This window comes from Lysobacter soli (assembly GCF_009755585.1).
GTDB classification, from domain to species: Bacteria; Pseudomonadota; Gammaproteobacteria; order Xanthomonadales; family Xanthomonadaceae; genus Lysobacter_J; species Lysobacter_J soli.
In genome coordinates, this window is sequence record NZ_CP046603.1 from 3,884,539 (window position 1) to 3,906,873 (window position 22,335).

General features: G+C 68.2%; 17 protein-coding genes. 7 read left to right on the top strand and 10 right to left on the bottom strand.

What is annotated here, in order from left to right; all coding sequences use genetic code 11:
- Positions 1-13: 13 nt before the first annotated feature.
- The 3 genes from GOY17_RS17665 (at position 14) to GOY17_RS17675 (ending at position 3,443) form a co-directional block, all read left to right on the top strand.
- Positions 14-436: a hypothetical protein gene (locus GOY17_RS17665; protein ID WP_157031351.1), complete on the top strand. Its 423-nt coding sequence runs from the start codon at positions 14-16 to the stop codon at positions 434-436.
- Between the two features lie 185 nt (positions 437-621).
- Positions 622-2,592: a S9 family peptidase gene (locus GOY17_RS17670; RefSeq protein WP_157031352.1), complete on the top strand. Its 1,971-nt coding sequence runs from the start codon at positions 622-624 to the stop codon at positions 2,590-2,592.
- 287 nt (positions 2,593-2,879) lie between these two features.
- A complete protein-coding gene (locus GOY17_RS17675) occupies positions 2,880-3,443 on the top strand; it encodes a COG3650 family protein (RefSeq protein WP_157031353.1) in 564 nt (187 codons plus the stop codon).
- Positions 3,444-3,562: 119 nt separating this feature from the next.
- Here GOY17_RS17675 and GOY17_RS17680 read toward each other — a convergent pair whose 3' ends face one another.
- The 5 genes from GOY17_RS17680 to GOY17_RS17700 are packed head-to-tail and all read right to left on the bottom strand — an operon-like array spanning position 3,563 to position 8,432.
- Positions 3,563-4,894 (bottom strand): Xaa-Pro dipeptidase, encoded by a 1,332-nt coding sequence (locus GOY17_RS17680; protein ID WP_269750034.1) that lies wholly within the window; start codon positions 4,892-4,894, stop codon positions 3,563-3,565.
- A gap of 28 nt (positions 4,895-4,922) precedes the next feature.
- Complete coding sequence (locus GOY17_RS17685) at positions 4,923-5,846, bottom strand: heme o synthase (protein WP_425477920.1); 924 nt, start codon at positions 5,844-5,846, stop codon at positions 4,923-4,925.
- Between the two features lie 11 nt (positions 5,847-5,857).
- A complete protein-coding gene (locus tag GOY17_RS17690) occupies positions 5,858-7,024 on the bottom strand; it encodes a COX15/CtaA family protein (RefSeq protein WP_232338625.1) in 1,167 nt (388 codons plus the stop codon).
- A gap of 43 nt (positions 7,025-7,067) precedes the next feature.
- Positions 7,068-7,700, bottom strand: a complete 633-nt coding sequence (locus GOY17_RS17695; protein ID WP_157031354.1) for a redox-active disulfide-containing membrane protein — start codon at positions 7,698-7,700, stop codon at positions 7,068-7,070.
- A 9-nt stretch (positions 7,701-7,709) separates the two neighbouring features.
- Positions 7,710-8,432, bottom strand: a complete 723-nt coding sequence (locus GOY17_RS17700; protein WP_157031355.1) for an SURF1 family protein — start codon at positions 8,430-8,432, stop codon at positions 7,710-7,712.
- Between the two features lie 66 nt (positions 8,433-8,498).
- On the opposite strand from GOY17_RS17700, the gene GOY17_RS17705 reads away from it, so the two are divergent.
- A complete protein-coding gene (locus tag GOY17_RS17705; RefSeq protein ID WP_115842045.1) occupies positions 8,499-8,714 on the top strand; it encodes a twin transmembrane helix small protein in 216 nt (71 codons plus the stop codon).
- A 131-nt stretch (positions 8,715-8,845) separates the two neighbouring features.
- Here GOY17_RS17705 and GOY17_RS17710 read toward each other — a convergent pair whose 3' ends face one another.
- The 5 genes from GOY17_RS17710 to coxB all read right to left on the bottom strand — a co-directional run bounded on the left by GOY17_RS17710 (position 8,846) and on the right by coxB (position 13,181).
- Complete coding sequence (locus tag GOY17_RS17710) at positions 8,846-9,724, bottom strand: cytochrome c oxidase subunit 3 (RefSeq protein WP_115842046.1); 879 nt, start codon at positions 9,722-9,724, stop codon at positions 8,846-8,848.
- 39 nt (positions 9,725-9,763) lie between these two features.
- Entirely contained in the window at positions 9,764-10,330 is a 567-nt protein-coding gene (locus tag GOY17_RS17715) for a cytochrome c oxidase assembly protein (RefSeq protein ID WP_157031796.1), read from the bottom strand.
- Between the two features lie 68 nt (positions 10,331-10,398).
- Positions 10,399-10,533: a hypothetical protein gene (locus tag GOY17_RS19070; protein ID WP_267896508.1), complete on the bottom strand. Its 135-nt coding sequence runs from the start codon at positions 10,531-10,533 to the stop codon at positions 10,399-10,401.
- 69 nt (positions 10,534-10,602) lie between these two features.
- On the bottom strand, positions 10,603-12,219 hold the full coding sequence (gene ctaD, locus GOY17_RS17720; protein ID WP_115842047.1) for a cytochrome c oxidase subunit I: 1,617 nt from the start codon (positions 12,217-12,219) through the stop codon (positions 10,603-10,605).
- 23 nt (positions 12,220-12,242) lie between these two features.
- Entirely contained in the window at positions 12,243-13,181 is a 939-nt protein-coding gene (gene coxB, locus GOY17_RS17725) for a cytochrome c oxidase subunit II (RefSeq protein WP_115842048.1), read from the bottom strand.
- Positions 13,182-13,533: 352 nt separating this feature from the next.
- Between coxB and putA the strand changes: the two genes are divergently transcribed.
- From putA to GOY17_RS17740, 3 genes are all read left to right on the top strand, one after another.
- A complete protein-coding gene (gene putA, locus GOY17_RS17730) occupies positions 13,534-16,755 on the top strand; it encodes a bifunctional proline dehydrogenase/L-glutamate gamma-semialdehyde dehydrogenase PutA (RefSeq protein ID WP_157031356.1) in 3,222 nt (1,073 codons plus the stop codon).
- A 289-nt stretch (positions 16,756-17,044) separates the two neighbouring features.
- Positions 17,045-20,347, top strand: a complete 3,303-nt coding sequence (locus tag GOY17_RS17735; protein ID WP_157031357.1) for a YadA-like family protein — start codon at positions 17,045-17,047, stop codon at positions 20,345-20,347.
- A 69-nt stretch (positions 20,348-20,416) separates the two neighbouring features.
- Positions 20,417-22,189, top strand: coding sequence for a S8 family peptidase (locus GOY17_RS17740; RefSeq protein ID WP_157031358.1), 1,773 nt, complete (start codon positions 20,417-20,419; stop codon positions 22,187-22,189).
- Positions 22,190-22,335: the final 146 nt, after the last annotated feature.

A 22,335-nucleotide genomic window follows, 5' to 3' on the forward strand; every position in this document is an offset into this window, starting at 1 on the left:
GCGAGCGTGTCCGATGCCGTCTTCGTCCCGCCTGCTGTTCATACCCGCGCTGGTCGGGCTGCTCTACGCCTGCGTGCAGCTGGCGCTTGAATGGTCCGGCGGCGGCGTGCAGAGCCACCACCTGCTCAACCGCGCGGACATGCCCGCCATCTCGAACTGGCTCGGTCTGCTGACGTTGCCCGCGGTTGGCCTTGCGTTCGGCTGGCGCGCGCGCCGACTCGGCGGCGTCACGCGTGCGATGTGGGCCGGGCTGATCGTGTCGTTCCTCTACGGCACGGCGATGGCGACGGGCTTCAAGCTCGGCGCCGGAGGCGTCACGCAGGCGCTCTTCCTCGGGCTGTTCGGCGTGCGATCCTGGCGCCGGTGTATCGCGCCGAATGCATCGCCGGCTTCGTCGCCGGCATGGCCTTCACTTTCGGCGGCGTGCTGCCGCTGATCGTCGCGCTGGTGTTCGCCGGGCTCTCGGCAGCAGTGCGGTTCGGCGCCCGCGCGCTCTGGCGGCGTTCACGCCGCGCGGCCTGACGCCGGCCGCATTCGCGACAGCGGCCCGGCGCGGCAAAGGCGGCGCGGGCTAAGCTCGGGCTTTCCATCCGGGGAACGCCCATGTCGCCACGTGGTTCCATGCTCCTGTCCGCCCTGCTCCTCGCCTGCGCCACGCCGGCCATCGCGCAGAAGAAGACGGCCCCGCCGACCGTGGCACGTGAACAGGTCGGCAATCGCACCAGCGAGAACATCCCCGCGATTCCGCCCGAACTGACCGAACGCCTCAGCCGGTACCAGAACACGCGCGGCGCGACGTTCGCCGGCTGGAGCGACGACTGCCTGCTGATCAGCACGCGCTTTGCCGAGACCGCGCAGGCGCATCGCGTGTGCGCGCCGATGGGCATGCGCGAGCAGCTGACGTTCTATCCCGAACCGCTCGCGGCGATCGAGGCGGCGCCGTCGCGTTCGAACCTCGACGGCTTCGTGTTCGGCAAGGACGTCGGCGGAAACGAGTTCTGGCAGCTGCACTGGTTCGATCTGAAATCCCGCGAGACCACGCTGCTCACCGACGGCAAGGCGCGCAACCAGGGACCGCTGTTCTCGCACGACGGCAGGCAGTTCGCGTGGAGCAGCACCGCGCGCAACGGGAAGGACACCGACGTGTGGGTGATGGATTTCGCCACGCGCAAGCCGCGCGTGCTCGTCACCGAAGGCGGGCAGTGGAACGCGATGGACTTCTCACCCGATGGCCGCGAGCTGCTGGTGATGAAGTACGTCTCCGCCGCCGAGTCGTACCCCGGCGTGGTCGACGTCGCCAGCGGCAAGCTGACGATGTTCCCGGTTGATGGGGGCAAGGCGTCGCTGAAGGACTTCAAGTACGCGCCCGACGGGCGCGGCGTGTATTACATCTCCGACGAGCCGGTGGACGGCAAGCCGCAGGAGTTCCTGACGCTGCGCCATCACGATCCGAAGACCGGGAAGTTCGAGGTGCTTACCGCGTCGACGCAGTGGGACGTCGCGGATCTGGCGATCGCAGACGACGGAAAGCACCTTGCGTACACGACGAACGAGGACGGCATCTACAAGTTGCACGTGCTGTCGCTGCCCTCGCATCGCGAGGTGAAGCTGCCGCAGTTGCCGGTCGGCGTCGTGGTGAACCTCGGCTTCTCGCCTGACGGCAAACGCCTTGCGGTGACGCTCAACTCGGCGACGTCGCCGAGCGACGTCTACGTGATCGACCTGGCCAGCGCGAAGCTCGCGCGCTGGACGCAGAGCGAAGTCGGCGGACTGGACGCATCGAAGTTCGTCGCGCCGACGCTGGTGCACTACCCGACGTTCGACGCCGTCGATGGAAAGCCGCGCGAGATTCCCGCGTTCTACTACCGCCCGGCGAACGTGCCGGCAGGCAAGAAGATTCCCGTCGTGATCAACATCCATGGCGGACCGGAAGGCCAGTCGCTGCCGCTGTTCAATCCGACCGCGCAGTTCCTGGCGAATGAACTCGGCGTCGCGATGCTGCTGCCGAACGTGCGCGGTTCGGAGGGCTACGGCAAGACGTACCTGAGCCTCGACAATGCGGCGAAACGCGAGGATTCGGTCAAGGACATCGGCGCGCTGCTGGACTGGATCGCGACGCAGCCCGACCTCGACGCCTCGCGCGTCGGCGTGTATGGCGGCAGCTACGGCGGCTACATGGTGCTCGCCTCGCTGATGCACTACAGCGATCGCATCAAGGCCGGCGTCGACATCGTGGGCATCTCGCACTTCGGCACGTTCCTGAAGAACACCGAAAGCTATCGCCGCGACCTGCGCCGCGCGGAGTACGGCGACGAACGCGATCCCGCGATGACGAAGGTGTTCGACGAGATCTCGCCGCTCAACCACGCTGATCGCATCGCATCGAGGTTGTTCGTCGCGCAGGGCAAGAACGACCCGCGCGTGCCGTACACGGAAGCCGAGCAGATCGTGAAGGCGGTGCGCGCGAACGGCCAGCCGGTCTGGTACCTGCTGTACGACGACGAAGGCCACGGCTTCAAGAAGAAGACCAACGTGGACTACTTCAACGCGGCGACGATGCTGTTCTGGGAGCAGGCGTTGCTGGGGAAGTGAGGTTGGCTCCGTGATTCGTGATTCGTGATTCGTGATTCGGCGGAAGCGTCCGGTACACCGTCATCCCGGCGAAAGCCGGGACCCAGGCCCGGCGCTTCCGCCGATGTTCCGGCGTCATCCTGAAAGGTCGACTGCCTGGGTCCCGGCCTTCGCCGGGATGACGGTTTCCGCGGAGCGCGGGTATCGGCGGTACGCCTTTTGTAGTCCGATACAGCCGCAAGAAAACGCTCACTCCGCCACCACGCAAGCGGGCGCAAGCTCTGCTCAGCTTCGGTGGAGAGCTGATCATGCGTACCCCATTCACGTTGGCCACGGCGCTTGCCCTGGTCGCGCTGTCGTGTGCCGGCTGCAGCACGAACGCGCGCAGCGATGCGCAGGCGAGCGCGCCGCTTCCGGCGCCGGTGAACGAAAAGGCCCTGGCCGACAAGGCGCTGGAGACCTTCCTCGCGTCGCGCAGCATCCGCGAGGTCCCGGCCCGCACCGACGCGATGGCCGACCTCGACGGCGACGGCAAGAAGGACCTGCTGATGCTGCTCGACGACCAGAACTGGTGCCAGGCCGACGGCTGCACGCTGCTGGTCTTCCACGGTGGGAAGGACGGGTACAAGCTCGTCGGCCAGTCGGTATCGGTGCGCGCCCCGATCGCCATCGGCGCGCGGACGAGCCGCGGCTGGCACGACCTGCTGGTGAATGTCGGCAGCGGCGACGAAGCCGGCACGGTCGCGCTGGAGTTCGACGGAACCGCCTATCCGGCCGATCCGACGATGGCGGCGCTGCTGGACCCGACGCGCCTGCCGTCGGCCACGCCGCTGATCGATGCGGAGCTGTCGCCGAGGATTGCGGCGCAGTAAGCAGCGCCTTTCGCTGCCGCGCAGCGCTTCACCACATTGCGAGTTCCGGAGCAGCCACTTCGTTGCCCCTCACCCCAACCCCTCTCCCGATGGGAGAGGGGCTTCGGGTTTCAAGCGACTCAGCGCGCCATCGCGTCCTGCTTCACCACCACGCCGCCCTTCATCACGAACGGCACGCGCTCCAGCAGCGTCACGTCCTGCGTCGGGTCGCCGGCGACGGCAATGAGGTCGGCCCAGCGGTTGGCCTCGACCACGCCGACATCCTCTCGGCCGAGCGCCTGCGAAGCGCTCACCGTCGCGGACTGGATCGCCTGCAGCGGCGTCATGCCATAGCGCACCATCACCGCGAACTGCTTCGCGTTGTCGCCGTGCGGATAGATACCGGCGTCGGTGCCGAAGACCATCTTCGCGCCGGCCGCATGCGCGCGCTTGAAGTTCTCGCGCTGGATGTCGGCGACCTCGCGATCCTTGCGCAGGTTGTCCTCGAGCACACCGTTCTTCTTGCCTTCGGCCTGCGTGTAGTCGGTGTTGTAGATGTCCATCGACAGCCAGGCGCCGTGCTGCTTCGCCAGGCGGATGCCTTCGTCGTCGATCAGGCTCGCGTGCTCGATCGTGTCCACGCCGGCGCGGATCGCGTCCTTGATGCCCGCCGTGCCGTGCGCATGCGCGGCGACCTTCAGGCCCCACTGGTGCGCTTCGTCGGCGACGGCCTTCATCTCGGCGTAGCTCATCTGCTGCTGGCCGGGCTCGGTGTTGCGCGAGAACACGCCGCCGGTCGCGCAGATCTTGATCACCTGCGCGCCGTACTTGCGCAGCTCGCGCACGCGCTGGCGCGCCTCTTCCGGCGAGTCGGCGTTGTACGGGCTCTTCTGGTTCATCGACGGCGGGAAGAAGGTCGAATCGCAATGCCCGCCGGTGGCGCCGAACGAGTACGCCGCCGTGACGATGCGCGGCCCGGTGATCTTCCCTTCGTCGATCGCCTGGCGCAGGCCGACGTCGTTCCAGGCGTCCGAGCCGACGTTGCGAATCGTCGTGAACCCGGCGAGCAAGGTGCGCTGCGCGTTGCCGACGGAAATCATCGACCAGAAGCGGTCGTTGAACTGCAGGCCCGTGTAGCCGCCGTAGGTGGGATCGGCGTCCAGGTGCGTGTGCATGTCGATCAGGCCGGGCATGAGCGTCATGCCCGGCAGGTCGATCACGCGCGCGTTCGGCGGCAATGCGGCGCCGGCGCGCGCGACTTCGACGATGCGGCCGTCGCGAACACGCACCTGCGGATGGTCGATCATGCGGCCGGTGCGCACGTCGAGCAGGCGATCGGCGGTGACGACGACCTCGCCCGCCTGGGCGCCCGGCTCGATGAGTTGCGGTGCCTGCGCGAATGCGCCGGAGGTGGCGGCGACGAGGCCGGCGGACAACGACATCAGTGCGGAGCGGAAGCGGTTGCGCGTCATTCGGCGGTCTCGTGTTTCGAAGTTCGAATCAGGGTTGCGGCCGGAACTCCATCACCGGCGCCGGCTGCAGCAGCGGCATCAGCCAGTGGTCCAGCAGCAGGAAGGCGAACAGCGCCATCAGGTACACGATGGAATAGTTGAAGACCTTCATCGCGTACATCTCGTCCGGCGGGTTCATCAGGCGCCATGCATAGCCCAGGAACACCACGCCCAGCACGAGCGCGCCGCCGAGGTAGAACAGCCCGCTCATGCCCGCGGCCCACGGCAGGATCGTCACCACGACCAGCAGCACCGTGTAGAACAGGATCTGCCAGCGCGTGTATTCCACGCCGTGCGTGACCGGCAGCATCGGCACCATCGCGCGCGCGTAGTCGGCGCGGCGGAAGATCGCCAGCGCCCAGAAATGCGGCGGCGTCCAGACGAAGATGATCAACACCAGCAGCAGCGCGTGCGGCCAGTCCCATTCGCCGGTCATGCCGGTGATCGCGGCCCAGCCCAGCAGCGGCGGCGCGGCGCCGGCGATGCCGCCGATGACGATGTTCTGCGGCGTCGCGCGCTTGAGATACACGGTGTAGATCACCGCGTAGCCGATGAGCGAGGCGAAGGTGAGGATCGCGGTGATGGTGTTCACCCACACCACCAGAATGACCATCGACAGCGCGGCGAGGATCAGCGCGAACACCAGCGCCTGCGTCGGCGTGATCTGTCCGGCGACGATCGGGCGCCACGATGTGCGTGCCATCTTCGCGTCGATGCGCGAGTCCAGCAGCTGGTTGATCGCCGCCGCACTCGACGCCGCGAGCCAGATGCCGAGGAAGCCCAGCACCGATTCGCGCAGCGGCGGCAGGCCGGGCACCGCGAGGAACATGCCCACCAGCGCGGTGAACACGATCAGCGCGACCACGCGCGGCTTGGTGAGGTCCCAGTACTGCTTGGCGGTGGCCTTCGGCATGGCGGCGGACATCACGGCTCCGGCTGGCGCAGGCGCGCCAGCAGCGACACCAGCACGAACAGCAGCAGCACCGCGCCGGCGTTGTGCATCACCGCGACCGACAGCGGCAGGCCGAGCTTCACGTTCGCGATGCCGAGGCCGACCTGCGCGAACAGCAGCAAGCCCAGCAGCGTCGCCCAGCCGCGCATGCCCGGCGTGCGGATCAGGCGCACCGCCAGCCACAGCAGGTAGACGAACACGACCATCGCCATCATGCGGTGCGCGAGCTGGATCGCGATGCGCGCCTCGCCGTCGAGGATGCCGCCCTCGTAATCCACGCCGATGCCGCGCCACAGGACGAACGCTTCTCGGAAATCGTGTCGCGGCCACCACTGGCCGACGCAGGTCGGGAAATCGTTGCCGCACGCGAGCGCGGCGTAGTTCGCGCTGGTCCAGCCGCCGAGCGCGATCTGCACGCCGAGCAGCACGATGCCGGCGATCACCAGACGGCGCACGAGCTGCGCTTCGGCCAGGCGCATCGGGATGTGCGTCGCGCGCCAGGCCATCCACAGGATCAGCGAGAACGTCAGCAGGCCGCCGAGCAGATGGCCCATCACGACGATGGGCTTGAGCAGCCACGTCACGGTCCACATGCCCAGCAGCGCCTGGAAGATGATCACCGCGAGCGTGATCGACGCCACGCGCGCGAGGTCGACGTTGCTCCAGCGCAGCGCGGCGAACAGCAGGATCGCTTCGCCCGCGATGGCGAGCACGGAGGCGGCGACGTGCTCGCCGTGCATGTACAGCGGAATGCCGATGCCGACCAGCACCGATGCGGCGATCACCTGCAGCACGCCGTACTTGCGACGGCGCGCGGCGAGCAGCGCCAGGCCGAGCACGAGCACGCCGAGAGTGCCGGCGATCATGCGGTGGAACTGCTCGCGCCAGGCCTTGTGCACTTCGACCGGACGGATGGCGGTGGCGGCGTGGTCGACGACCTGATGCGCCGTGGTCGGCCACGCGGCGCGGCCGTAGCAGGTCGGCCAGTCGGGGCAGCTGAGGCCGGCGTTGGACAGGCGCACGAACGCGCCGAACACGATCACGCCGAACGCGAGCGCGACGGCCAGCCAGGCGAGGCGATGGAAATGTCGGTAAACCGCGGGGCGCGAGCCGGCCCGGGCTTCGGTGGGCATGGTCATGCTGCTCATCAGAACCTGTCGTTGTTCCTTCGTCGCGTGCCGGTCACTTCAGCTTGACCAGCCGGGCGACGTCCGTGCGCAGGCCGGACGGATCGAAGCCGGGAGCGTAGCGCAGAATCACGAAGCCGTAGGGATCGATCACGTAGGCCGGAACGCCGCGGCCGCTGGAGCTCGCGCTTGCGTTGGTGGCCGCGACGGTCGTGTCGTCCACGCGCGGCAGGCCGGCGCGCAGCTGGGCATCGGGTGCGAGCAGCTTCAGCGTGGCCGGCTGCGGCACGCCGGCAGGCCAGGCGCAGGCGTCGGTCGGGCACAGCCACAGCACGTGCACGTCGTCCGCGTCCTTGCCGAACAGCTGCCAGACGGTCTCGATCTCGCGCGCGAGCGTGGCGCATTCGGTGCCGCAATCGACCGGCGGCGCGACCACGATGCGCCACGTGCGTTCGCCCGCCTTCCACGCGTAATCGCCGCCCGACAGCAGGCGCGGCGTCAGCGCGCGCACGTCGCCGGGAGGATCGAGCAGTTCGCCGACGTTCTTCGTTCCGGACGGACGCCAGCCGGAGAAGCGCAGCGCACCGGCGATCAGCATGCTGCCGAAGAACATCGCGAACAGCAGCAGCAACAGCGTGCGGTTGCGGTTGCGACTGCGGATGTCGTTCGGGGTCGTGTCGTCGCTCATGCGAACTCCTTATGGCCGACGGCGCTTGCGGAAAGTGAGGATCAGCGCCGTCGCGAGCACCGCGGCGGCGAGCGCGAACCACTGCAGCGCGTAGCCGCGATGCTGGTCCGGCGGAAGCGTGTTGGGCAGCAGCTCCAGGTCGCGCTCGTAGCCGATGCGCAGCGCGGGATCCAGGCGCAGCACGCGGGGCGCGAGCGGCACGGAGAGGCCGGTCTCGCTGGCGATGGCGGCGAGGTCGACGCGCGTCATCAGCCACGCGTCGCCCTGCTTCACCAGCGCCGGGCCGAGCGCGAGGCCGGTCGACGGCGGCGGCACGAGCAGCCCGCGAAGTTCGATCGTCCCGTCGAGGTTCGGCACCTGCGGCAACTTGCGATCGCCCGACAGCGGCAGCCAACCGAGGTCGACCAGCATCGGCATGCCCTGCGCCGGCACGAAGATGCGGTACACGCGGACGCCGGCGCGGCCGTTGCGCTGCTGGTTGTCGAGCAGCAGGGCATCGCGCGCATCGAACGTGCCGCTTCCGACGGCCCAGTCGTAGTCGCGTGCACGGATGGGGTCGCTGGCGAGCGACAGTGGGCGCGGCGTGCGATCGGCCATCACCGTGGCGGCGGCATCGAGCATCGCCTGCTTCTCGACGGCGCGGCGCGACTGCCACAGGCCGAGGTTGGCGAACAGCGCGATCGCCACCAGCGCCGCGCTCCAGCCGACGACGAGCGTACGCGTGCGGCTCACGACTTCCCCGCCGCGCGGCGCCATAATGGCCGGCACGCCCCGAACGGGGGCGCGTCCGAGGCCGCCATGAACGATTCGCTCAAGACACTGCTGATCATCGCCTTCCTGATCGTCATCCTGTGGAACCTGGGCGCGGGCCTCTACTACATGCTCGTGGACAAGGGCGAGAGCAAGCGCACGGTGAACGCGCTCACCCGTCGCATCGCGCTGTCCGTCGCGCTGATCCTGCTGGTCGTGCTCGCCAACTACATGGGCTGGATCAAGTTCCACGGCGGGCCGTGAAAGCCGTAGTGGTGTGATTCGTGATTCGTAAAAGCAAAAAGGGCGACGGTTGTCCCGTCGCCTTTTTGCTGGACCGGTGATTGTGGTTTTGCTTCAGCCAATCACGAATCACCAATCACGAATCACATGCCTTACAGCACGTAGACGAACAGGAACAGGCCGAGCCAGACCACGTCGACGAAGTGCCAGTACCAGGCGACCGCTTCGAACGCGAAGTGGTTGTCCTTGGTGAAGTGGCCCTTCAGGCAGCGGAACCAGATCACCGCCAGCATGATCGTGCCGAGCGTGACGTGCGCGCCGTGGAAACCGGTGAGCATGAAGAAGGTCGAGCCGTAGATGCCCGAACCCAGCGTCAGGTTCAGCTCGGTGTAGGCGTGGATGTACTCCTCCGCCTGGAAGTACAGGAACAGCGCGCCCAGCAGCACGGTCAGGCCGAGGAAGACCAGCAGCTGCTTGCGGTGACCGGCCTTCAGCGCGTGGTGCGCGACGGTGACGGTGATGCCCGAGGTGAGCAGGATCATCGTGTTGAGCAGCGGCAGGCCCCACGCCGGGATCGTCTGGTACACGCCGCCGACGTCGCCCGGGCCGTTGCTCGGCCACGCGGCCGAGAAGCCCGGCCACAGCAGCGAGTTGGTCATCACGCCATCGCCTTCGCCGCCGAGCCACGGCATCGCGTACTGGCGGGCGTAGAACAGGGCGCCGAAGAAGGCGCCGAAGAACATCACTTCCGAGAAGATGAACCAGATCATCCCCATGCGGAACGAGGTGTCGACCTGCTTGTTGTAGTTGCCCCGCACCGACTCGCGCACGACGTCGCTGAACCAGCCGAACAGCACGCCGATCATCAGCGCGATGCCGACGAAGAACATCGTCTTGCCCCAGCTGACCTCGTTGAACCAGCTGGCGATGCCGAGCATGGTGGCGAACAGCGCGATCGATCCGAGGAACGGCCAACGGCTGCTATGCGGCACGAAGTAGGTGTTGGCGTCCGGCGAGTGGGATTGGGCCATGTCGGCGTTCCAGTCAGTGATGCGATTGCAAGGAAAGGGTCACGGTGCCGACAGCGGGACGGGCGCGGCCTGTGCCGTTCCCTGCGCCTGCGCGGTGAGCGTGTCGTTCTTGAAGAAGGTATACGACAGGGTGATGGTCTTCACGTCGGCCGGGAGGTTCGGATCGACGATGAAGCGCACCGGCATGTCCCGCACTTCACCGGCCTTGAGCGTCTGGGCGGTGAAGCAGAAGCATTCGGTCTTGCTGAAGTAGCCCGACGCGCGCGCCGGCGCCACCGACGGAACGGCGCTGCCGACGACGGTGCGCTCGGAGGTGTTGCGCGCGTGGTACGTGGTTTCGTACAGCTCGCCCGGCACGACCTGCATCGTGACCTGATTGGGCGAGAAGTCCCACGGCAGCTTCGAGTTGACGCCGCCGTCGAACTGCACGGTGATCACGCGCTTCGCGGCGGCGGTCGCGTCCTGTACGCCGGAGCCTGCCCCGGACTCCGATCCGGGGGACGCGGTGCGTTCCAGACGGATGCCGAACACCTTCTCGCACGCGATGCGGTACAGCGGCACCAGCGCGAAGGTCAGTGCGAACGTGCCGATCGCGACGACGACCATCTTCGCCAGGCCTGCGCTCTTGCGCGCCGGCGCCGCCGGTGCGGATTCGTGCTGGCCCTGCGCGCCGTTCACTTGCCCACCGTGTTCATCGCGATGAACACCACGTACACCGCCACCGCAATCGCCGCCACCCACAACGCCGTGCGACGCGCGGCCTTGCGGCGCGCTGCGATCTCGTCGGGATTGTGGGCGGGCTGGTTCATGGTCGGTGCCTGTACGTGTCGGAGCGGAGGATCCGGCGTTCGGCCGAACACCTCCGCGCCTTCAACGCATCAATGCGTAATGTCGCCGTGTGCGAGATCGCCATCCTTGATGACCGGCGGCGTCGAGAACGTGTGGTGCGGCGCCGGACTCGGCACGGTCCACTCCAGGCCACGCGCGGTCGGCCAGGCGCGGGCTTCTGCCTTGACGCCCACGGCCTTCGAGCGCCACAGGATGAAGGCCATCATGAACGGCGTGACGAACATGCCGAACGCGCCGATCGAGCTGACCAGGTTCCAGTCCGCGAACACGACGTTGTAGTCCGGGATGCGGCGCGGCATGCCGGCCAGGCCCAGGAAGTGCTGCGGGAAGAACAGCAGGTTGACGAAGATCATCGTCCACCAGAAATGGAACTTCGCGGCGCCCTCGCTGTACATGCGGCCGGTCCACTTCGGCCACCAGTAGTACGTGGCGGCGATGATGGAGAACAGCGCGCCGGTCACCAGCACGTAGTGGAAGTGCGCCACCACGAAGTAGGTGTCGTGGTACTGGAAGTCCGCCGGGACGATGGCGAGCATCAGGCCCGAGAAACCGCCGATGGTGAACAGGATCACGAACGCGATCGCCCACAGCATCGGCGCCTCGAACGAGATCGAGCCGCGCCACATGGTGGTCACCCAGTTGAACACCTTCACGCCCGTCGGCACGGCGATCAGCATCGTGGCGAACATGAAGTAGATCTCGCCACCGAGCGGCATGCCGACGGTGAACATGTGGTGCGCCCACACGATGAACGAGAGGAACGCGATCGACGCGGTCGCGTACACCATGGCCTGGTAGCCGAACAGCGGCTTGCGGCTGAAGGTCGGGATGATCTCCGACACGACGCCGAACGCCGGCAGGATCATGATGTAGACCTCGGGGTGGCCGAAGAACCAGAAGATGTGCTGGAACATCACCGGGTCGCCGCCGCCGGCCGCGTTGAAGAACGAGGTGGCGAAGAACTTGTCGGTCAGCAGCATCGTCACGGCGCCGGCGAGCACCGGCATCACGGCGATCAGCAGGAACGCGGTGATGAGCCACGTCCAGCAGAAGATCGGCATCTTCAGCAGGTCGATGCCTGGCGCGCGCATGTTCAGCACGGTGGCGATCACGTTGATCGCGCCCATGATCGAGCTGATGCCCATCATGTGGATGGCGAAGATCGCGAAGGCCACGTTGCTGCCGCCCTGCAGCGAGAGCGGCGGATAGAGCGTCCAGCCGCCGGCCGGAGCGCCGCCCGGCAGGAACAGCGTGAGCAGCAGCATCGTGAAAGCGAACGGCAGGATCCAGAAGGACCAGTTGTTCATGCGCGGCAGCGCCATGTCCGGCGCGCCGATCTGCAGCGGGATCATCCAGTTCGCCAGGCCCACGAAGGCCGGCATGACGCCACCGAAGATCATGACCAGCGCGTGCACGGTGGTCATCTGGTTGAAGAACATCGGTTCGACGAACTGCAGGCCCGGCTTCATCAGCTCCGCACGGATCACCACCGACATGCCTGCGCCGATGATGAACATGATGAAGCTGAAGATCAGGTACAGCGTCCCGATGTCCTTGTGGTTGGTCGAGAAGAACCAACGCTCGATGAAGCCCTGCTTGTGGGCGTGGTCATCGTGGTGATGGGTGTCAGCGTGCGTGACGGCCATGGCTACCTCAGGATTCGGGACGATCAGCCGGCGACCGGCGCCTGCTTTTCAGCAGTCGCGGCCGTGGCGTCGGTATTCGGGGCGGTCGCTTCCGGCTGGGCCGGAGCGGCGGGCGTGGCGGCCGGAGCCGGAGCCGGCGCGGGGGCGTTCTTCGCCTTCTGCGCTGCGAGCCACTGCTGGTACTCGGCCTTCGGCACGGCCTTGACCACGATGGGCATGAAGCCGTGGTCCTTGCCGCACAGTTCCGCGCACTGGCCGCGGTAGATGCCCGGCTCCTTGATGTCGGTCCAGGCCTCGTTGACGATGCCCGGGATCGCGTCCTGCTTCCAGCCCAGCGCCGGCACCCACCACGCGTGGATGACGTCGTCGGCGGTGATCACGAAGCGGATCTTGGTCTCGGTCGGCAGCACCAGGACGTTGTCGACGTCGAGCAGGTAATGCGGATGGTCGGCGTCGCGCGCGTCCTTGCCGGACTGGCGGATCTGGTCGCTCTTGCGGTCCAGGCGGCTGGTGAAGCCGACGTTCTCGCCGAGGTAGTCGTACTTCCACATCCACTGGTAGCCGGTGATCTTGACGGTCATCTCGGCGTTGCGGGTGTCGTACATCTTGATCAGCTTGCTGGTGGCGGGGAACGCCATCAGGACCAGAAGCACGACCGGGACCACGGTCCAGATCACTTCCAGCTTGGTGCTGTGGGTGAAGTCCTTGTCCGGCACCGCGCCCTTGGAGTGGCGGAACTTGAACATGGCGTAGGCCATGGCGCCGAACACCAGGATGCCGATGATCACGCACACCCACAGGGCGAACATGTGCGCGCTGTAGGCGTTGGCCGACTGGACGGTCACGCCCTGGCCCATGTTGAGCTGCCACCGCTTGGGATCGGCCGCCTGCGCACTGGCAAGGACCGGCAGCGCCATCGCGGCGATGCCCGCGCCCCACTGCTTGAAACGACCGGCTTTCATCTGTTCGAGCCCCAGAAAGACGCTGAGTTGGATGTACTGGACTGGCTGAGCCGTTCGGCTTGGCTTGCGGGCTCATCCGCGACCGCAGGCAGCGGGCATCACAGCCCTGGAGGGACCCAAAAAGGGAACCAAAAAACCGCCCCGCGGAACCGCTTAGTTTACCGACCGTGAACGCCACCAACAACCGCAGCTGTCAAAGCTTGCGGAATAGTAGGCAAATTTCGCAATCCCGCCTCATCCGGTACGACTCTTCCCCCTTGCATCCGGAACCTAGCAGCCCGGGCGCGCAACGTCCGTGGCGACCGGAACGCTCTAGACTATCCGGCTTCCCAAGGCTGTCCCCTGGCCCCCGATGACCTCCGATTCCGCCCCTGCCGTCGCTAGCGACGGCCCGCCGGCGCCGCACGCGCTGATCACCCCCGAACTCCCGCCGACACCCGCCGCGCCCCGCGCCGCGATCACCGCCGGCTGGGTTCGCGACGAAGCCAGCCACGTGCGCGCCCTGCTCGACCGCGCCCGCCTGCCCGAAGCCGACCGCGTCGCTGCGCAGGCGACCGCCGCGGATCTCGTCCGCCGCGTCCGCGCGCGCGCCAAGGACCAGGGCGCGATCGAAGCCTTCATGCGCCAGTACGACCTGGGCAGCGAGGAAGGCGTGCTGCTGATGTGCGTGGCCGAGGCGCTGCTGCGCATTCCGGACCAGGAGACCGCCGACAAGCTGATCCGCGACAAGCTCGGCGATGCGGACTGGAAGAAGCACATGGGCCAGTCGGACTCGGTGCTGGTCAACGCCTCGACCTGGGGCCTGATGCTGACCGGCCACCTGGTCGACCTGGCCGACGAGACCAAGCGCGACGTGCACGGCGCCTTCAAGCGCCTGCTCGGGCGCGTCGGCGAGCCGGTGATCCGCCTGGCCGTGCGCCAGGCGATGAAGATCATGGGCCACCAGTTCGTGATGGGCCGCACGATCGGCGAGGCGCTCGCCCGATCGCAGAAAAACGGCAACGCCGCCTACCGCTACTCCTTCGACATGCTCGGCGAAGGCGCGCTCACCACGAAGGACGCGCTGCGTTACCTGCAGGCCTATCGCGATGCGATCCACGCGATCGGCAAGAGCGGCGACTTCAAGGGCAAGGACGTCTTCGCCGCGCCGTCGATCTCGGTGAAGCTCTCGGCGCTGCATCCGCGCTACGAGCACGCCAAGCGCGCGCGCGTGATGTCCGAGCTGGTGCCGCGCGTGCTTGAGCTTGCGCAGATGGCCAGGTCCTACGGCATCGGCTTCACGGTCGATGCGGAGGAAGCCGACCGCCTGGAGCTGTCGCTCGACGTCATCGCCGCCGCGTATTCCGACGCCTCGCTCGAAGGCTGGGAAGGCTACGGCCTGGCGATCCAGGCGTACCAAAAGCGCGCGCCGGAGGCGATCGACTTCATCGCCGACCTCGCCCGCCGCACCGGCCGCCGTATCCCGGTCCGACTGGTGAAGGGCGCCTACTGGGACAGCGAGGTCAAGCGCGCGCAGGTCGAAGGCCAGCCTGGCTACCCGGTGTTCACGCGCAAGCCGAACACCGACGTGAGCTACCTCGCCAACGCGCGCCGCATGCTCGAAGCGTCCGATGCGATCTATCCGATGTTCGCCACGCACAACGCGCAGACGATCGCGACGATCCATCAGCGCGCGAAGTCGATGGGGCGCGCGAAGCACTTCGAATTCCAGAAGCTGCACGGCATGGGCGACGACCTCTACGCCGAGGTGATCCCGGCCGATCGCCTGGACGTGCCGTGCCGCGTGTACGCGCCGGTCGGTTCGCACGAGGACCTGCTGCCGTACCTGGTGCGCCGCCTGCTCGAGAACGGCGCCAACTCCAGCTTCGTCAACCGCATCACCGACGAGGACATCGCCATCGATGACCTCGTGCAGGATCCGGTCGCCACCGTCTCCGCATTCGAATCCATCGCGCATCCGCGCATCCCGCAGCCGCTCGATCTGTACCGCAGCTTCGGCATCGACAGGACCAACTCCATGGGCATCAACCTCGCCAACGACGACCAGCTGCGCACGCTCGCCGAGCAGGTCAACGCCGCCGCTCGCAGCGAGTGGCGCGCCACGCCGCTCGTGCCGGGCGCGAACGCCGCCGGCCCCGACATCGCCGTGACCAACCCGGCCGACCGCCGCCAGGTCGTCGGGCAGTGGAAGGCCGCCGACAGCGCCACGGTCGAGAAGGCCGTGCAGAACGCCGTCGCCGCGCACGATGCGTGGAACATGACGCCGGCCGCGAGCCGCGCCGCCATCCTGGAACACGCCGCCGACCTGCTCGAACAGCGCATGCCGCAGTACATCGCGCTGTGCACGCGCGAGGCCGGCAAGTCGATCCCCGATGGCGTGGCCGAAGTGCGCGAAGCCGTCGACTTCCTGCGCTACTACGCCGCGCAGGCGCGCAAGCAGTTCGCGATCGAGCCGCTGCCGGGCCCGACCGGCGAATCCAACACGCTGCAGCTGTCCGGCCGCGGCGTGTTCGTCTGCATCAGTCCGTGGAACTTCCCGCTGGCGATCTTCCTGGGCCAGGTCGCCGCCGCGCTCGCCGCCGGCAACAGCGTGCTCGCCAAGCCCGCCGAGCAGACCAACCTGATCGGCTACTACGCGGTGAAGCTGCTGCACGAAGCCGGCGTTCCGGAAGCGGTCGTGCAGTTCCTGCCGGGCGACGGCGCCACCGTCGGCGCCGCGCTGACGAAGGATCCGCGCATCGCCGGCGTCGCGTTCACCGGTTCGACCGACACCGCGCGCGCGATCAACCGCGCGCTCGCCGCCCGCGACGCGGCCATTGGCGTGCTCATCGCCGAAACCGGCGGCCAGAACGCGCTGATCGCCGACTCGTCGTCGCTGCCGGAACAGGTGGTGAAGGACGCGATCGCCTCGGCGTTCACCTCCGCCGGCCAGCGCTGCTCGGCCGCGCGCGTGCTGTTCGTGCAGGACGACATCGCCGACAAGGTCACCACGATGCTCGCCGGCGCGATGGCCGAGCTGAAGGTCGGCGATCCGGGCCTGCTGTCGACCGACGTCGGCCCGGTGATCGACGAGGACGCGCTGAAGATGCTGCGCGACCACGCCGAACGCATGGATCGCGAAGCGACCAAGGTCGCCGAAGTCGCGCTCGATGCCGACGCCGCCAACGGAAGCTTCTTCGCCCCGCGCGCGTACACGCTCAAGTCGCTGGACCAGCTGCACAAGGAGATCTTCGGGCCGGTGCTGCACGTGATCCGCTGGAAGGCCGACCAGCTCGACGCGGTGATCGACCAGATCAACGCGACCGGCTACGGCCTGACGCTGGGCATCCATTCGCGCATCGACGAGACCATCGAGAAGATCGCCTCGCGCATCAAGGTCGGCAACTGCTACGTCAACCGCAACCAGATCGGCGCGGTCGTCGGCGTGCAGCCCTTCGGCGGCCAGAACCTGTCCGGCACCGGCCCGAAGGCCGGCGGCCCGCACTACCTGCCGCGCTTCGCGACCGAGAAAACGATCACCGTCAACACGACCGCCGCGGGCGGCAACGCCTCGCTGCTGACGCTGGGCGATTGAGCCTCGCGGGCGCGCCTCTGGCCGCCCGCGTCGAAATGCGAAACGGCTCCGGCACACGCCGGGGCCGTTTTCGTTTGTGGGGGATTTGCCCCCGCGGTTCGGAAAGCTCCGTGTGGCGCTTCCGGCATTCCTACAGGATTTGATGGGCCTGTCGCGGTCTTTTGAACGGTCTGTGATCCGGCGAGGCCGCTTGTGATGGCGCTTTCAAGCCGACCACGGGGGCGGAAGCAACGGTTGGGGTTCGCCCGGACGAGTCGTCCGGGTGTCCTTCCCACCAGCGAGTACCGCCATGCCCCCGATGCCGACGTGCACCCGACCGCAACGCCGCCTCCTGACCTTCGCGCTCCTGTCCGCGCTCGCCACGCCCGCTTTCGCCGGCGGCAACTGCCAGCTGTACGACGACGCGAACAACCCGCTGCCCATCGACAGCTCCGCAACAGGCGCAGACGCCTTCGCCTGTGGTCCCGACGCCAAGGCGTCCGGCTCCGGTTCGGTCGCCCTGGGCGACGAGACCACCGCCTCGGGCACGAACGCCACGGCCATCGGCTCGTGGATCGACCTCGACGGCGACGGCCAGGTCGATCCGGACGAGATCACGTGGACGAAGGGCGACAACGCGACGGCCATCGGCGCGGCGGCGCAGGCCCTTGGGAACGGCGCCGTCGCCATCGGCGTGCGATCGGTCGCCAAACCCGACAACAGCATCGCCATCGGCAACCAGTCGCAGACCCAGGCGCAGCGCACCACGACCACGACGACCACCACACAAGGTTCGCCGACCACCTCCACCACCACCGCACCGACACCGGCCAGCGGTAACCAGACCGGCAGCCTCGCCATCGGCAACCAGGCCCGCACGAACGGCGCGAACAACATCGCCCTCGGCACCGGCGCGACCACGGAAGTGGTGATCGCCGGCAGCACGACCTCGACCACCAACGGCATCACCACGCGCGTACAGACGTCGCTTGCGGCCCCGGTGCAGAACGCCATCGCCATCGGCAACGGCGCACGCGCGAACGGCAACGGCACCATCGTGATGGGCGCAAACGCACGCGCGGAGGCGAAGGTCGCCAGCCTGGTCATCGGCTGGGGCGGCCGCGGCGTGGTGTTCGATCCGGGTCCGGCGACCAACTCCACCGTGATCGGTACCGGCGCCGCGTCGCAGGGCACCAGCAACGTCGTGATCGGCAACGGCGCGCAGACAATGGGCGACACGATCATGCCCATCACGGACGACGACGGCCGTTACGTCCTCGAGCCCGGCACCGGCTATCGCACCTACGAGGCACCGGTGCGGGACCAGTACAACACCGTCATCGGCTCCGGCGCGGCGGCCGTCTACAACTACGGCACCGCCATCGGCGCCAGCGCCATCGCGTACGGCAAGACGTCCACGGCCGTCGGCACATCGGCGTATGCCATCGCGTCCGGCTCGACCGCGCTCGGCGGATACCTCGACTGGAACACGGCCTTCGGCGCCGCCCCGAAGCCGACGGCCGGTACGAGTTCCTACGGACGCGCCGTCGCCTCGGGACTGGGTTCGCAGGCGTTGGGGTCGGCTTCATACACGACCGCAAACTACGACACGGCGATCGGCCCGGCCGCGCTGACTAACGACCGCGATAGCGATCATCCACCCGCGCCGGGCAGCGCGATTGGCGGTTATCGCAGCCCGGATCCGACCAACATCAACGGCGCGGTGGCCGTTGGCTTCCTGTCGCATGGCGAAGGCCATGCCAGCGTCGCGATGGGCCTGCGCAGCTTGGCGCGCGACGCCGGCACCGTGGCGATCGGCGCCGACAGCGTCGCGTGGGGCGTCGACAGTCTTGCGCTCGGCTACGGCGCGCTGAGCACCTGGCGCAACGACATCGCGATCGGTGCAGGCGCGGAAGTCTGGGGCGGCAGCGGCACGAGCAGTTCGGCGATCGGCATGGGCGCGCACGTCGGCAACAGCGGCGGCGGCGACATCTCCAACGCGATGGCTTTCGGCAGCAACGCCGAGGCTATGTCCGACGACGCGGTCGCCTTCGGTCACGATGCGTCCGCGGCCGGCATCGGCACGCTGGCCGTCGGCAGCGCGACACAGGCCGATGGCACCAACGCTGCCGCCGTCGGCAACGGTGCGCAGGCCTTCGGCGACTACGCCACCGCAACGGGCGCCTACGCCTACGCCGGAGCCGACAACGCCGTGGCCGTCGGCGCGAACGCGTTCGCGACCGACATCGCAAGCAGCGCGCTGGGCTTCAACGCGTTCGCCGGCGGCATCGATAGCACCGCGGTCGGCAGCTACGCCGTCGCCGATTCCGCGCGATCCACCGCACTCGGCAGCGGCGCGTTGGCGCTGGCCGACGACAGCGTCGCGATCGGCGCGGGCGCCATCGCCGATCGCGCCGGCACCGTGTCCGTCGGCTCGGCCGGCCACGAGCGCCAGATCGCCAACGTCGCCGCCGGTACGGAAGACACCGACGCGGTCAACGTCGCACAACTCAACACGGCGATCGCGCAGTTCGACGACACCATCGGCACGCTCGACGACGCGGCGGTGAAGTACGACGACCCGACCACGCGCGACAAGGTCACGCTCGGCGGCACCACCGGTACGACGATCGCCAACCTGCGCGCGGGCATCGCCGGAACCGACGCGGTCAACGTCGACCAGCTCGGCTCCGTGCTCGCAGGCTTCGGCGGCGGTGCGGCGTTCGACGCCAACGGGCTGATGACCGCGCCGACGTTCCACCTCTTCGGCGCGCGGTACCACACGGTTGCGCAGGCGTTCGATGCGATCGACGCGGGAATCGCCGGGCTCGGGGATCGCCTCACGGTCGTCGAGAACCACTTCGGCGGCGCACACAGCGACGTGCCCGTGGGCGTCGGCGCAGGCTTGCCAGTGGGCGAAAGCAGCGTCGCGATGAGCGCCGACGACACCGCCATCGGCAGCGGCGCATCGGTGCTGGCCGACGGCAGCACCGCGGTGGGCAGCAACGCGACAGTGGCCCTGCGCGCGGCGAATGCGGTGGCCGTCGGGGCCGATGCGAGCGTCACCGCCGAATCGGGCACGGCCATCGGACAGGGCGCTTCAGCCACGGCCGACAATGCCGTCGCATTGGGCCACGGCTCGGTCGCGAACGAGGCCGACACCGTATCGGTCGGCAACGCGCAGTCGCAGCGTCGCGTCACGCAGGTCGCCGATGGCGTCAACGCACACGATGCCGCCAACGTGCAGCAGGTGCAGGCCGGCGACGCGCAGACGCTCTCGCGCGCCAACGCGTACACCGACAGCCGCTACCAGGCGATGAGCGACGAGTTCACGCAGCTGCGCGACGACGTCGGCTATCGCCTCGGCAAACAGGACGAACGCATCGACCGCCAAGGCGCGATGAGCGCGGCGATGATGAACATGTCGATCAACGCGGCGAATTCGCGCAGCCCACGCGGCCGCATCGGCGTCGGCGCCGGCTGGCAGAACGGCGAAAGCGCGCTGTCGATCGGCTACTCGAAGGCCATCGGCGACCGCGCTTCGTTCTCCATCGGCGGCGCCTTCAGCAGCGACGACAACGCCGCCGGCGTCGGCTTCGGTTTCGACCTGTAACCCGCTCCGCATCGAAACGGCGCCCGTCGCGGGCGCCGTCCTTCCGCACGTCCATTCGAGGAATAGCGCATGACGTTCCGCCGCACCTTGTTGAGCCTCCTGATCGCCGCCGCCTGCGTTCCCGCATTCGCTGGCACGGTCGATTTGGCGTCGATCGACGACGCCACCGTCTCTCCCCGCTTCATCGTGAAGTACCGCGATGGCAGCGCCGAACGCACGCAGCCGGCCGCGAGCCAGCGCGCGATGAACGCCGCCGCCGAGCGCGCGCGCCCGCAGATGGGCGCGCGCATCGCGGGCCTGCGCGGCGCCGCCGCGTTGCGCATCGATTCGCTGCGTACCACCGCGACAGGCCGCCGGGTCGTGCGCGCATCGCAACGCCTGGACCGCACGCAGGCCGAAGCGCTGATGCGCGCCATCGCCAGCGATCCGAACGTCGAATCGGTGAGCGTCGATCGCCTGATGCGCCCGACCGCGATGCCGAACGATCCGATGCTCGCCACGCACCAGATGTGGCACTACGGCACCGGCGCCGGCGGCGCGCGCGTCACCAGTGCGTGGAATGCCGGCGCGAGCGGCGCGGGCGTCGTGGTCGCGGTGCTCGATACCGGCGCGACGAATCACGCCGACCTCGTCGCAAACCTGCTGCCTGGCTACGACTTCATCACCGACCACGAAGTCTCGGGGCGCGCTACCGACGATCGCGTGCCGGGCGGATGGGACCTGGGCGATTTCACCGTCGCCGACCAGTGCGGCGCGGGCTCGACCGCGAGCAGCAGCAGCTGGCACGGCACGCATGTGTCGGGAACCATCGCCGAAGTCACCAACAACGGCATCGGTGGCGCGGGCGTGGCCTACGACGCGAAGGTCGTGCCGGTGCGCGTGCTTGGCCGCTGCGGCGGCTACACGTCCGACATCAACGACGCGATCGTGTGGGCGGCCGGCGGCCACATCGACGGCGTGCCGGACAACCCGAATCCCGCCGAGGTCATCAACATGAGCCTGGGCGGCTCGCACGCGTGCGATAGCGATACGCAGGCGGCGATCGACAAGGCGGTGTCGCTTGGCGCCACGGTCGTGGTCGCGGCGGGCAACGACAACGCGGATGTCGCCGGTCACTCGCCCGCGAGTTGCGCTCGCGTGGTGGCCGTCGGCGCCACGGGTTACAGCGGACAGCGCGCGGGTTACTCGAACTACGGCAGCGGCGTCGACGTTGCCGCGCCGGGCGGCGCGGGCGTCGAAGGCTCGCCGAACGGCTACATCTGGTCGACACACAACACCGGCGCGACCGTGCCCGAAGGCGACCGCTACGTCGGCATGACCGGTACATCGATGGCAACGCCGCACGTCTCGGGCATCGTCGCGCTGATGCAGAGCGTGGCCGCAAGGCCGCTGACACCGGCGCAGGTCGAAGGCGTGCTGGTGTCGTCGGCGCGTCCGTTCCCGACGAAGCCGGATCGCGCGATCGGCGCGGGCATCGTCGACGCGGCGGCCGCAGTGGATCGTGCCAAGCGATTCGGCCAGCCGATCCAGTCGGTGCCGTTGACCGGCAACCTCGTCGAGTCGATGCCGCCGCTGGCCGCGGGTCAAGGCGTGATCTACGCGATCGACGTTCCGGAGGGCCGGACCCGTCTGGAGTTCACCAGCTACAGCGGCCGCGGCACGCTCGCGGCGTACCTCAACTACGAATCCCAACCGATGCCGGCGTCGAACATCGGCGCGTCGGTACGCCCCGGCACGAACCAGGTCCTCAACGTGACGTCGCCGGCGAAGGGGCGCTACTACATCAAGGTCGAGGCCACGGCCGACGCGGCGGGCGTGCTCGTGCGGGCAAGAACGTATTGATGGAACGGCATGGGCGCGATGCGGCCTGCATTGCGCCCATCGCCGTTGAGTGAGACTTTTTCTTGGCGATTTGCCTCGTGCAGGCGGCGTTCAACTCGCCTTGCGGACGAAAGCCTCGCATAGCATCGGGAACGGGCCCGAGGCAT

What these genes read in the sequence shown, in the direction of transcription:
- GOY17_RS17695 (WP_157031354.1), bottom strand. Translation starts at nt 7,700, where the DNA reads ATGAGCGACGACACGACCCCGAACGACATCCGCAGTCGCAACCGCAAC.
- GOY17_RS17710 (WP_115842046.1), bottom strand. Translation starts at nt 9,724, where the DNA reads ATGGCCCAATCCCACTCGCCGGACGCCAACACCTACTTCGTGCCGCAT.
- GOY17_RS17675 (WP_157031353.1), top strand. Translation starts at nt 2,880, where the DNA reads ATGCGTACCCCATTCACGTTGGCCACGGCGCTTGCCCTGGTCGCGCTG.
- GOY17_RS17665 (WP_157031351.1), top strand. Translation starts at nt 14, where the DNA reads ATGCCGTCTTCGTCCCGCCTGCTGTTCATACCCGCGCTGGTCGGGCTG.
- GOY17_RS17740 (WP_157031358.1), top strand. Translation starts at nt 20,417, where the DNA reads ATGACGTTCCGCCGCACCTTGTTGAGCCTCCTGATCGCCGCCGCCTGC.
- GOY17_RS17735 (WP_157031357.1), top strand. Translation starts at nt 17,045, where the DNA reads ATGCCCCCGATGCCGACGTGCACCCGACCGCAACGCCGCCTCCTGACC.
- coxB (WP_115842048.1), bottom strand. Translation starts at nt 13,181, where the DNA reads ATGAAAGCCGGTCGTTTCAAGCAGTGGGGCGCGGGCATCGCCGCGATG.
- GOY17_RS17705 (WP_115842045.1), top strand. Translation starts at nt 8,499, where the DNA reads ATGAACGATTCGCTCAAGACACTGCTGATCATCGCCTTCCTGATCGTC.
- GOY17_RS17680 (WP_269750034.1), bottom strand. Translation starts at nt 4,894, where the DNA reads ATGACGCGCAACCGCTTCCGCTCCGCACTGATGTCGTTGTCCGCCGGC.
- GOY17_RS17715 (WP_157031796.1), bottom strand. Translation starts at nt 10,330, where the DNA reads ATGGTCGTCGTCGCGATCGGCACGTTCGCACTGACCTTCGCGCTGGTG.
- GOY17_RS17670 (WP_157031352.1), top strand. Translation starts at nt 622, where the DNA reads ATGCTCCTGTCCGCCCTGCTCCTCGCCTGCGCCACGCCGGCCATCGCG.
- GOY17_RS19070 (WP_267896508.1), bottom strand. Translation starts at nt 10,533, where the DNA reads ATGAACCAGCCCGCCCACAATCCCGACGAGATCGCAGCGCGCCGCAAG.
- GOY17_RS17690 (WP_232338625.1), bottom strand. Translation starts at nt 7,024, where the DNA reads ATGACCATGCCCACCGAAGCCCGGGCCGGCTCGCGCCCCGCGGTTTAC.
- putA (WP_157031356.1), top strand. Translation starts at nt 13,534, where the DNA reads ATGACCTCCGATTCCGCCCCTGCCGTCGCTAGCGACGGCCCGCCGGCG.
- ctaD (WP_115842047.1), bottom strand. Translation starts at nt 12,219, where the DNA reads ATGGCCGTCACGCACGCTGACACCCATCACCACGATGACCACGCCCAC.
- GOY17_RS17685 (WP_425477920.1), bottom strand. Translation starts at nt 5,846, where the DNA reads ATGCCGAAGGCCACCGCCAAGCAGTACTGGGACCTCACCAAGCCGCGC.